The following is a 10467-nucleotide window of genomic DNA, read 5'->3' on the forward strand; positions in this document are numbered from 1 at the left end:
GGCGTCCAGGCTGACATGCAGGTCGCCGGTGGAACTGGCCGGATACAGCCGGAGATTGCCGTTCGCGTCGAATCAAGCAGGTCAAGACCACGGCGGGGCGCTGCTCCGCCGCCGCGAGCGCGACCGCCGCCGACGTGGTGTCCGGCACCCGTACCGCCTATGACAACGCCGACTACGGCACCGCGCCCTCGTACGGTCTCGCGACGAAGACATGGACGGTCAACGGCACCGGCGACGGCTGGCTCCGCACCACCACCACGACCCACGACGACTACGGCCGCGTGGCCACGGTGACGGACGCCGGCGACAACCAGGCGAAGACCACGTACTCGCCCACCACCGGCCAGGTCTACGCCACCACCGCCACCAACGCCCTCGGCTACGCCTCCACCACCACCGTCGACCCGGGCCGCGGCACGGCCCTGACCACCACCGACGCCAACGGCAACATCACCACCTACGCCTACGACGCGCTCGGCCGCGCCACCGCCATGTGGACGGCGTCCCAGGACCCGGACACCGACGCCCCGTCGGTCAGGTACGCCTACGACGTGACGGCCGGCGAGCCCACCGTCGTCACCGGCCGTACGCTGCGCGACAACGGGACGTACGAGGACTCCGTCACGCTCTACGACGGCCTCGGCCGGGTACGCCAGACCCAGACCGAGGCGGCCGGCGGCGGCCGACTGGTCACCGACACCCACTACAACGCGAACGGCACGGTCCGCCGGGTCGACGGGGCCTACCTCGCCCAGGGTGAGCCGAGCGGTGAACTCTTCGAGCCGGTCAGCGACTTCGTCATCCGTTCCTCGACCGTCACCGCGTACGACGGCATGGACCGCCCGCTCACCGTCACCCCGTACGAGGCGGGCGTCGCCCAGCCGGCCAAGCGGACGACGTACGAGTACGGCTACGACTACACCAAGGTGGTCCCGCCCACCGGTGCCGCCGCCACCCGCACCTACACCGACCAGCTCGGTCGCGCGGTCCGCGTCGACGACTTCACGGACGCCCTGAAGGCGGCCTACACCTCCACCCACTACTCCTACGACACGCGCGGCAACCGGGTCTCCGCCACGGACACCGACGAGAACTCCTGGACGTGGAAGTACGACGCGCGCGGCCGGGAGGTCGAGGCGACCGATCCCGACACCGGGACGACGTTCACGACGTACGACGACCTGGACCGGCCCCTGACGACCGAGGACGCGCGCGGCACCGTCGTCTGGACCGGCTACGACGAACTCGGCCGCACCACCGGGCAGCGGCTGAACGACTCCACCGGCACGGTGCTGACCTCCTTCGGCTACGACACCGTCACCGGCGGCCTCGGCCAGCCGGCGGCCTCGACCCGCTACACCGACGGCAAGGCGTACACGACCTCGGTCACCGGCTACGACAAGGAATACCGGCCGACGGGGAAGTCGGTGGAGATCCCCGCGTCGGACGCCACCAAGGGCCTCTCCGGCACCTACACCTACGGCTACACGTACACGGCGACCGGCAAGCTCGCCTCGACGACCGTCCCTGCGGTCGGCGGCATCGCGAAGGAAGACGTCGTCACCCGCTACGACGGCGACGGACTGGCCGTCTCGACCTCGGGCGAGGACTGGTACACCGCCGAGGTCGACTACTCCCCCTACGGCGAGGTGCTGCGCGCGGTCACCGGTGAACAGCCGTACCGGGTGTGGACGACCAACGTGTACGACGAGAGCACCGGACAGCTCGACCGGACCGTCACCGACCGGGAGACCGCCGACACGCACCGGGTCAACGACCGCACGTACACCTACGACGCGGCCGGGAACATCACCATCCTGGCCGACACGGTGCCGAAGACCGCCGACGACGACTCCACGACGGTGAAGACGGACCGGCAGTGCTTCACCTACGACGTGCTCGGGCAGCTGACGCAGGCCTGGACGTCGAACTCGACGACCTGCGCGGTGACGTCGGCCGGCGCCCCGAGCGGTGTCACGGCCACCGCCGACGGCGACGGCTACTGGCAGACCTACAGCTACGACGCGATCGGCAACCGCGACCAACTCGTCGATCACTCGGTCGAATTGGTGAACGGCTCGACGGTCGCGGACGCCGCCCTCGACGTCACCACGTCGTACGAGTACGGCATCGATCCGTCCGGTTCCGGCGTCGCCGCCCAGCCGCACACCCTCACCGGGATCACCTCGGACTCCTCGTCGGTGGACTCGGCCGCATCGATCGACTACGACGCCGCCGGCAACGCGGAGAGCCGGATGTACGGGGGCGACACCCAGTCGCTGACCTGGACCTGGGACGGCAAGGTCGAGACGGTCTCCGGCTTCGGCACGGAGGGCGAGGGCCAGGTGGTCAACGCGTCCGGCAAGTGCCTGGACCTGTCGAACGGTTCCACCACCGCGGGCACCGCGCTCCAGCTCTACACCTGCAACGGCACCAAACCGCAGCGCCTGCGCATCGACGCGACCGACGCCGGGACCGACCCGTCCACCGGCGCGCTCAAGGTACTGGGCCACTGCGTGATGCCCTCGGGCGGCGCCACCGCCGACAAGACGGCGGTCGTCATCGCCGACTGCACCGGCGCGGCCGACCAGCGGTGGACCGCGACCAGCGGCAACACCCTCAAGCACGTCGCCTCCGGCAAGTGCCTCGACGTCCCCGACGGCGACTACACCACCGGCAAGGATCTCCAGCTCTACACCTGCAACTCCACCGACCCGCAGAGCTGGACCCTCGGCGACGACACCGCCTACATCTACGACGCCGCCGGCAACCGCCTGATCGCCACCACGGCGGGCAGCCACACCCTCTACCTGGACGGCCAGGAACTCTCCACGGACGCGAGCGGCGCCGTCTCCTACTCGCAGCGGACGTACGCCCAGGCGGGTACGCCCAGTGTGCTGCGGCACTCGTCGCGCGGCTCGGCCACCACGTCCCTGCTCGCCCTGATCCCGGACCACCAGGGCACCGTCCTGTTCACCATCGCCCTGGCCTCGGGGCAGGAGGTCAAGCGGACCAAGACGGACCCGTTCGGCGTGGAACGCTCCACCAGCAACACCTGGGCCCTGCACCGCGCCTACATCGGCGGGACCGACGACAACACCACCGGGCTGATCCACCTCGGCGCGCGCGAGTACGACCCGGGCACGGGCCGCTTCCTGTCGGCCGACCCCGTCCTGGACATCGCCGACCCGCTCTCGCTGAACGGGTACGCCTACAGCAACAACAGCCCCGTCTCGCACTCGGACCCGAGCGGTCTGAAGCCGGTGATGGACGGCGGCGGCGGGTTCGGCGGTACCGCCACCGTCGGCTGCCCCAGTCTCAACAACCCGGCCTGCCCCGAATACACGGGCAGCGAAGGGACGGGCAGCAGCTCGAACTCCCAGACCGTCACCGTGACGGTGACCAGGACCGTCACCTCGACCAAGCCCGCCGCCGAGTGCAACTGGCTGTGCAAGGCGACCAACTGGATCGAAGAACACAAGACCGAGATCATCACGTTCACGGTCGAGGTCGCGGTCGGTGCCGCCTGCTACGGCGTGGCCGGTGCGGCGGGCGCCGCGACCGGCGGAGCGGGTCTCGCGCTGGCCGCGGGCTGCGGAGCCGTCGCGGGCTTCGCGGGCGGCCTGGTCGGCAACGCCATGGACGACAACGCGGACCACAGCGCCGGCGGCTACCTCGCCGCGGGCGGCATCGGAGCGGCCGTCGGTGCGGTGGGTGGCGTCGTCGGCGCGGGCGCGGGCGCGGGTGTGAAGGCGCTGGCGAAGACGGGGCTGGGCCAGAAGGCCGTCGCGGTGGCACAGAAGGTGCTCGGGAAGAAGCCGGCTTGCATGCCCATGAACAGCTTCGTCACCGGCACACTCGTCCTGCTGCCCGACGGCTCCACGAAGCCGATCGAAGAACTCGAACTGGGCGACGAGGTCACCGCCACCGATCCCGAGACCGGCGAGACCACGACCGAGACGGTCACCACGACCATCCTCGGCAAGGGAACCAAGCACCTCGTCAGGGTCACCATCGACACCGACGGAGACGAAGGCGACGCCTCGGCCACCGTCACCGCCACCGACAAGCACCCCTTCTGGGTCCCCGCTCTCCGCGAATGGCTCGACGCCACCGACCTCACCACCGGCGAATGGCTCCAGACCAGCGCCGGAACCCGCGTCCAGATCACCGCGATCAAACGCTGGACCGAAACGACCACGGTCCATAACCTCGGGGTCAGCGAAAAGCACACATACTATGTGCTGGCAGGTACCACTGCGGTTCTCGTCCATAATTGTGGTGGCGGAGTAGCATCCAACGGAGCTCCTTGCACCTGCAATGGATCTACCGACCCGTCCAATCTGGAACTGATTCAGTCCATTGCGACGCGCGCAGAAAAGAAAATCGGAGGAAGCGGAGCAGTCGCGGGAACCAAAAAGCACACGTACGCCGAGAAGCTACTGAATAGATATCAAGGGATCTACGGATCGCGCGGACTAGTTGCAGAGCAAAGTTATCTGAATGGAGTTCCGGTGCCAAAGGGAACCGCAGGAAGCGCTCGCCCCGACGTCTATGACCCACTATCAGGAATAATCTACGACTACAAGTCCCTTGTGAATCCGGGACGGGGAATCGGACAGCGACAGGCAAACCTAAACGCCAACCATGTACCAGGAGCGTCGCTTACGATCGAGGTGAACCCATGAACAGGTCGATTGCCGCCACAGCACGGCGCGTGACGTCGGATTGGGCTTCCGCCTTCCCTGATTTTGATACCTGGCGCCCAATGCACTTACTGCGACGGGTCGGGCCGGCCGTGCAGGGAATCTACCTTGACCGTTCAATGTCTGGAGACGGATACATCCCTACTGCGCATATACATGCGCTGACCCGGAATTTTCCGGTAATCTCTCTAACTTTGGGCCACCGATTGGAGCGCCCCTCAGGGCAGCCGGAAACCGTGCTCTTCACTCGCCATGAAGACGATTTCCAGGATGCAGCCAGCGCCCTGAAAGCACAGTTTCAAATTTCTCTCATCGAACCACCATCACTGGCCGACATTGTCAGTGAATATCATTCAGCCTGTTCAAATCGACAGAGGCAGGGGCTGCCTCCGGCCGTACCGGAAATGGAAGACAGCATCCTCATCGCTGCGGCAGACGGCAGGAGCGACCTGGTCGAGGAGGGGATGAAACTCGCCCGTCTCCTGGCAGCCAGATGGCCAAAGGCCAGGCTCCCCCTCGACTGGGTCTCTGCGGACACGTGGCTCGATAACCTGGCAAGCAAGGCAAGCGATGCCGTAACCCTGAATTCCATCATCGACGATCAGGTGCGCAAACACGGACTCAGTAAGCTCTAAAATGGTGGTTTTCACTTGCGTCCGCCCGGTAGTTGCTCCAAAATTTTCACGAGCGTCTCCAGTATCTCCTGGAGCCCCCGTAAACGTACTAGCTCACGGTGGGACAAATCCATGGGAGCAAGGCGGGTTTTTGCTGGCGAGATTGGCCAGAATCCGGGCCATAGTCGTTGTCATGGGAGCATCCGTTGAGTGGGGGCCAGATGTTTGGCAGAGGGTGTCCGGCCCGCTGAGTAAGTATGAGAAAGCAAAAGAAGGGGCGGGTTCGTGACCCGGAGCAGGTGGGGGCGTGCGGCGGCGGCATCGCTGGTGCTGGCGCTGATGACAGGGTGCGGTGCGAGTACGGGGGCCGCGAAGGCGGGGGCCGGTGCGGAGAGTTCGGCGGTGAAGGGGTCGGCGTCGGCTTCCTCTTCGCCTGCGGAGACGGGCGGCGAACCGCTGACCGAGGCCGAGCTCACCAAGGCCCAGCTGGAGCAGAGCGACTTGGTCGGTTACACCGTCAAGGCGTTGTCGAGCCTTGACACCGAGCCGCCGCCCATGAACGCGGACGACGACATATGCGCGGCCGTGTTGATGATGATGTTCTACTCACTGAGCGTCGAACCCGAGGCCCGCGTCAGCCAGTCCGTGACCGCCACGGTCGGCGACACGGTGGGTACGGGTACGAACGTGCTGCTGGCCTCGTACCAGGAGGCCGATGCGAGGCAGGGCATCGCCGACCTCGTGACCTCTGTGAAGGGCTGCCCGGACGGGTTCGAGCTGACCGACGACCTGAAGGCGTCTGCGGTGAAGCCCCTGGACGTCCCGGACGTCGGCGACGAGGCGGTGGCTTTTCGGCTGAGCGGTGGGTTGCTCGGCGCGGACATCCCGACCGCGTACACCGTCGTACGGTCCGGATCGACCCTCGCGGTCTTCTTCGCGGTCGACATGACGGACCCGAAGACGGTGACGGTCCCGGACGAGGTCGTCACGGCGCAGCTTGCCAAGCTGGGGAAGACGAAAGCCTGAGGGCCGGTGGACACACGCGGAGGTGTCAGCGTCATCGTCCGCTGCTTGTCCTATGTTCGAGCACATCTCCGACGATGGCGAGCCGCCGCTCACCTGTGGGGTTCCCCGCCTGTTGAGCCATGGTCCGACGGTACTGGTGCGGACTGACAGGCGGGGCGGGGGGCGGCGGGCTCCGTTTCGTGGTCCCGCTCGGTGGCGACGGCGGTGGCGGACAGGAGTGTGGCGGCGGTGAGGCAGCCCCAGAGGGCGGCCGGGCCGCGGGCGGCGAGAGCGGTGACGGCGGCCGGGGAGAGCGCGAGCCCGAAGCCGGTGGAGAGCTGGAAGCGGGCGAGGGCGCGGCCCGGGAGGTGGGGCAGGGCGAGGGCCCGGCATCGCGGCTGTAGTCGCTGAGCTCACGTCCCGGGAAGAATATGAGGGACAGGTGCTCCGCGTAGTTGTTCTGCGCCCAGCGCGCGGCAGTGATCTCATAGCCCGCGAGATGGGCGCAGAGCTGGAGCAGGGCCTCGAGCGTCTCCTCCTCGATGAGCAGGTCTGCCTTGGTGACCACCACGTCGCGCATGGCCTGGATGTTGGGGATGAAGACGGTGCGTAGAAGTCACTCAGCTGTTGGTTGACACGCGCGAGCCGGAGCCTGTTCAGATACGTGACGAGACAGCCGACGAACGCCACTCCGACGCTCACGATCACTGTAGCCATGGGAGGCGATGCTACGAGCGTGCGCGGTAGTTCCGCCCAAGGCCGACGAGTTCAGGCGACCGACTCCCTGAAGGGGTCGGTGGGGATGATTCCCGACTCGTCGAAGAGACGTTCCAGCGCCTCGTGACCGTGACGCCTACGGAACTCGATCTCGGCGGTGGTCACCGGCAGTGCCCACAGGATGCGTGCGTGTCCCCCGGGCAGCGGACACTGTTCGAGCCCGGGACCGTGCAGGTAGGGCAGGCTGATCAGCAGGTGCTCACAGGCCGAACCCGGTACCCAGGGCTCACCGATCGGCATGCTGTGCTCCACGTCGAGCGGATGCCCTCCACAGTGGTAGTACGCGATCATCGCCATGAGTTCGACGAATCGTCGGTCGCGCACGTGCGCCGTCATGACGAACTCGAGCGCGCGACCGTGGGTCGCCGAGTCGCAGCACCCGGCGGTCACATAGGCCCAGCTGTCACTCCGCGGACCAGGTCCCACGACGAGAACACGCAACCGAGGCAATACGCTCCGCTTCTCCGGGCCGAGGTCGTGATCGACGGCCTCCACAGAATGCCCCTCGAAGAACGCCCGCACGTGCGACTCAACGGCATCCGCGTGCGGTGACCCCTGAGCGGGCCGCCTCAACACCCCGCCGCGCCTGACGCCTTGAGCCCCTCGACAAAGACGCCGAAGACACGGGGCGGGAAGGAGAGGATAGCCCGGGCGGGGACCTTCGAGTCGCGCACGGCTACGTGGGTGGTGGTGTTTGAGATCTCCACACAGGCGTTGCCGTCGTCCGGACCCGAGTAGGACGACTTGCGCCAGTTGTCCATGGGTGTGTCACAGCTCCTTCGCCAGCCGGTGAACGAAGTCACGCGACCGTTCGATGTCAAGTGATACGGCTTCCACTTTACGGAAGCGCGTTCGAGAGACATCAAGCTGTGCTTCGGAATCGATGAAGGCGGAGCCGTGGGGCACATCGCGCACGACCGTGTCCAGCCTGGGGAGAGGGCCACCAACGTACGTCATCGCACTGGCAGCATTGCCGAAGCCGTCCAAGTCGAACGGGACAACACGGACGGTGATGTGGTCGGCCTGGGAGAGTTCCAGGAGTTTCATGAGTTGAGCCCGGGCAGCAGCCCTGTCACCGACCCTGATGCGAAGGGCACACTCGTGAATCACCAACTCGTACGGCACAGTGAGCTGCCGGCGTCGCAGCCGGTGCCGTAGGCGCAGCTCAAGCTCGTCATGGGTGAGTTCGGGCACTCTGCTGGAGAAGACGCCGCGCGCGTACTCCGCCGTCTGCAGCAGGCCCGGAACATACAGAACCGCCACCTCACGCATGAATCCGGCGTGATGCTCCAGTTCCGCGAGGTCCAGGAAGGACGTGGGCAGTAGACCCCGATACTCCTCCCACCACCCCCGCGTCCGATCGGTCGCCATCACGGCCAAGGCGTCGATGAACTCCGCGTCCGTGCAGGCGTAGTGGGATGCCAGACGCCGTAGCCGCTCCTCACTCACACCCGCGAGCCCGGACTCGATGTGGCTCATCTGGGCGCGGTTCGCCCCGAGCAATGCCGCCGCCTCGATGGCCGTGAACCCCGCGGCCTCGCGCAGTCTGCGCAGTTCGACACCCAAGCGCGTCTGACGTGCGGTTGCTTCGCGCCTCAACGGCATCAGGTGCTCCTCGTCCGGGTCGGACTTACACGATCAGCTCGCCCAGGCACACATGTTAGCCCTACCGTCAGTGACGCAACGCACACGCTGCGGAAGTGCACCGAACCGCCCTGCCATGTCGGCTGCGGCAATGCCACCGTGTGCGAATCTCCCCCACACCCATCGGAGTTGGTGACGCATGCCCGAAGCCTGGGAGTACACGCTCAGCGTTCCCAACGACCTCCGTGCCGTCGCGATCAGTCGGCGTACCCTCCGGCTGATCCTCACCTCGCACGGGCTGATCGGTCTCGTCGACGTCGCCGAACTGCTCGCGACCGAGCTGGCTACTTCCATAAGTAGGCTCAAATCATGGTTACTTCGGAGAGCCGGAAGCCCCGGCGTGCAGGCGGTTACGTGCGCATCTCCAGCGACCCGTTGGAGGAGGAGAAAGGGGTTACACGGCAGCAGGAGGACGTAGCGGAACTGGCCGAGCGTCTCGGGTGGACGTTAGGGAAGATCTACCCGGAGAACGACACCTCCGCCTACAAGCGCAAGCGGATCGAGCTGCCGGACGGCCGCATGGTGTGGCGGGTGATCCGTCCGGAGTTCCGGCAGATGCTGCGGGACTACCAGGACGGCGTCATAGACGGGATCATCGTCTACGACCTCGACCGCCTTGCCCGCCAACCACGCGACCTCGAAGACTTGATCGACCTCGTGGACCACTACCGGCGTCCGGTCGTCGGAGTGACGGGCTCGCTGGACCTGATGACCGACAACGGCAAGGCCATGGCGCGGGTGCTGATGGCCATGGCGAACAAGAGCAGCGCGGACACCGCGCGCCGGGTGTCGCGGGAACGTCTCCAGCGGTCGCGGGAGGGACGGAGCCTGCCGCCGAACCGGGCGTTCGGGTGGAAGGAGGATCGGCTGACCCGCAAGCCGGAAGAGGCTGCCCTGATCCGGAAAGCGATCCTTGGATATACCGCCGGGGAGAACTGGTCGAGCATCACGCGGATGTTCACCGAGTCCGGAATTACCCCGGCGAGCAGTACGAAGTGGTATCTCACCTCAATCCGGAACATGTTGCTCTCGCCGAGGATGGCGGGAATCGTGGCCTACTGGGGGCGGGGCGGGGCAAACCGTTCCGATGACGAGTACGAAGCCGACGCTCCCCGGCGAAAAGCGCGCCCGTCCGACTCACCGAGGGACATGGCCCTGCGAGACGAGAACGGAAACTATGTGCGCGGCGCATGGCAGCAGATCGTCACCGTGGTGCAGTGGGAAGAATTCGTTGCGGAATTTGAGCGACGGAAGGAGGGAAAGGAATTCACGTCCCGAGGAACAAAGAAATACCTGTTGTCCGGGCTGCTGCGATGCTCGCGGCCGAATCCGGACGGAACGCCGTGCGGCCGGAGAATGGTCGGGGTATCCAGCAAGCACCGGAAGACAGGGGAGCCCAGCAACATCTACAAGTGTCCGTCACCGAACCTGGGCGGGTGCGGCAGTAGCCAGCGCCAGATGGCGCAGCTTGACCAACTGATCGAGGACCTGTTGTTCCTGCACTTGGAGCAGAACCGACCCCAGGAGACCGCCCAAGCCTCAGGCGAGGCGATGACCGGACACCCGGACGCGGCCCAACTCACCGATGTACAGGTCCGGTTGAAGGCGATGCGGGAAGGCATGCGGGACGCTGAGGTTGAAAGGGTGGGGTGACAGCGGGCGTTGGCGGTGCTACATCCTCGTCATGAGGTACGCGGATGGCGGCGGTCTGACCGCTGCGG

7 protein-coding genes and 2 pseudogenes are annotated in these 10467 nt (G+C 66.4%); 5 read left to right on the top strand and 4 right to left on the bottom strand.

All coding sequences use genetic code 11. The features are described 5' to 3' along the window. Nucleotides 1–134 precede the first annotated feature (134 nt). The 3 genes from ACZ619_RS40030 (at nucleotide 135) to ACZ619_RS40040 (ending at nucleotide 6346) form a co-directional block, all read left to right on the top strand. The gene (locus tag ACZ619_RS40030; protein ID WP_469610164.1) at nucleotides 135–4688 is read left to right on the top strand and encodes a ricin-type beta-trefoil lectin domain protein; all 4554 of its coding nucleotides are present in this window, start codon (nucleotides 135–137) and stop codon (nucleotides 4686–4688) included. Beyond that, the gene (locus ACZ619_RS40035; protein ID WP_469610167.1) at nucleotides 4685–5341 is read left to right on the top strand and encodes a hypothetical protein; all 657 of its coding nucleotides are present in this window, start codon (nucleotides 4685–4687) and stop codon (nucleotides 5339–5341) included. The genes ACZ619_RS40030 and ACZ619_RS40035 overlap by 4 nt, the downstream gene beginning before the upstream one ends. 264 nt (nucleotides 5342–5605) lie before the next feature. After that, on the top strand, nucleotides 5606–6346 hold the full coding sequence (locus ACZ619_RS40040) for a hypothetical protein (RefSeq protein WP_469610169.1): 741 nt from the start codon (nucleotides 5606–5608) through the stop codon (nucleotides 6344–6346). 89 nt (nucleotides 6347–6435) lie between these two features. Here the strand turns inward: ACZ619_RS40040 and ACZ619_RS40045 are convergent. The 4 genes and pseudogenes from ACZ619_RS40045 to ACZ619_RS40060 all read right to left on the bottom strand — a co-directional run. Then, nucleotides 6436–6711 (bottom strand): annotated as a pseudogene (locus tag ACZ619_RS40045) (MFS transporter); the annotation flags it as partial. 382 nt (nucleotides 6712–7093) lie between these two features. Next, nucleotides 7094–7678, bottom strand: a complete 585-nt coding sequence (locus ACZ619_RS40050) for a suppressor of fused domain protein (RefSeq protein ID WP_469610172.1) — start codon at nucleotides 7676–7678, stop codon at nucleotides 7094–7096. Beyond that, nucleotides 7672–7863, bottom strand: a complete 192-nt coding sequence (locus tag ACZ619_RS40055; RefSeq protein ID WP_469610174.1) for a DUF397 domain-containing protein — start codon at nucleotides 7861–7863, stop codon at nucleotides 7672–7674. Before ACZ619_RS40055 ends, ACZ619_RS40050 begins: the two co-directional genes overlap by 7 nt. A gap of 7 nt (nucleotides 7864–7870) precedes the next feature. Further along, nucleotides 7871–8707, bottom strand: a complete 837-nt coding sequence (locus ACZ619_RS40060) for a helix-turn-helix domain-containing protein (protein ID WP_469610176.1) — start codon at nucleotides 8705–8707, stop codon at nucleotides 7871–7873. A 178-nt stretch (nucleotides 8708–8885) separates the two neighbouring features. Between ACZ619_RS40060 and ACZ619_RS40065 the strand changes: the two are divergent. Together ACZ619_RS40065 and ACZ619_RS40070 are read left to right on the top strand one after the other, a co-directional pair. Next, a pseudogene (locus tag ACZ619_RS40065) lies at nucleotides 8886–9047 on the top strand (ATP-binding protein); the annotation flags it as partial. A 53-nt stretch (nucleotides 9048–9100) separates the two neighbouring features. Continuing rightward, a complete protein-coding gene (locus ACZ619_RS40070; RefSeq protein WP_469610179.1) occupies nucleotides 9101–10399 on the top strand; it encodes a recombinase family protein in 1299 nt (432 codons plus the stop codon). The last annotated feature ends 68 nt before the right edge of the window (nucleotides 10400–10467 follow it).

This window comes from Streptomyces sp. NPDC104367 (assembly GCF_055583825.1).

Coding starts and splice junctions, on each gene's coding strand:
- ACZ619_RS40060 (WP_469610176.1), bottom strand. CDS start 8,707: ATGCCGTTGAGGCGCGAAGCAACCGCACGTCAGACGCGCTTGGGTGTC.
- ACZ619_RS40055 (WP_469610174.1), bottom strand. CDS start 7,863: ATGGACAACTGGCGCAAGTCGTCCTACTCGGGTCCGGACGACGGCAAC.
- ACZ619_RS40035 (WP_469610167.1), top strand. CDS start 4,685: ATGAACAGGTCGATTGCCGCCACAGCACGGCGCGTGACGTCGGATTGG.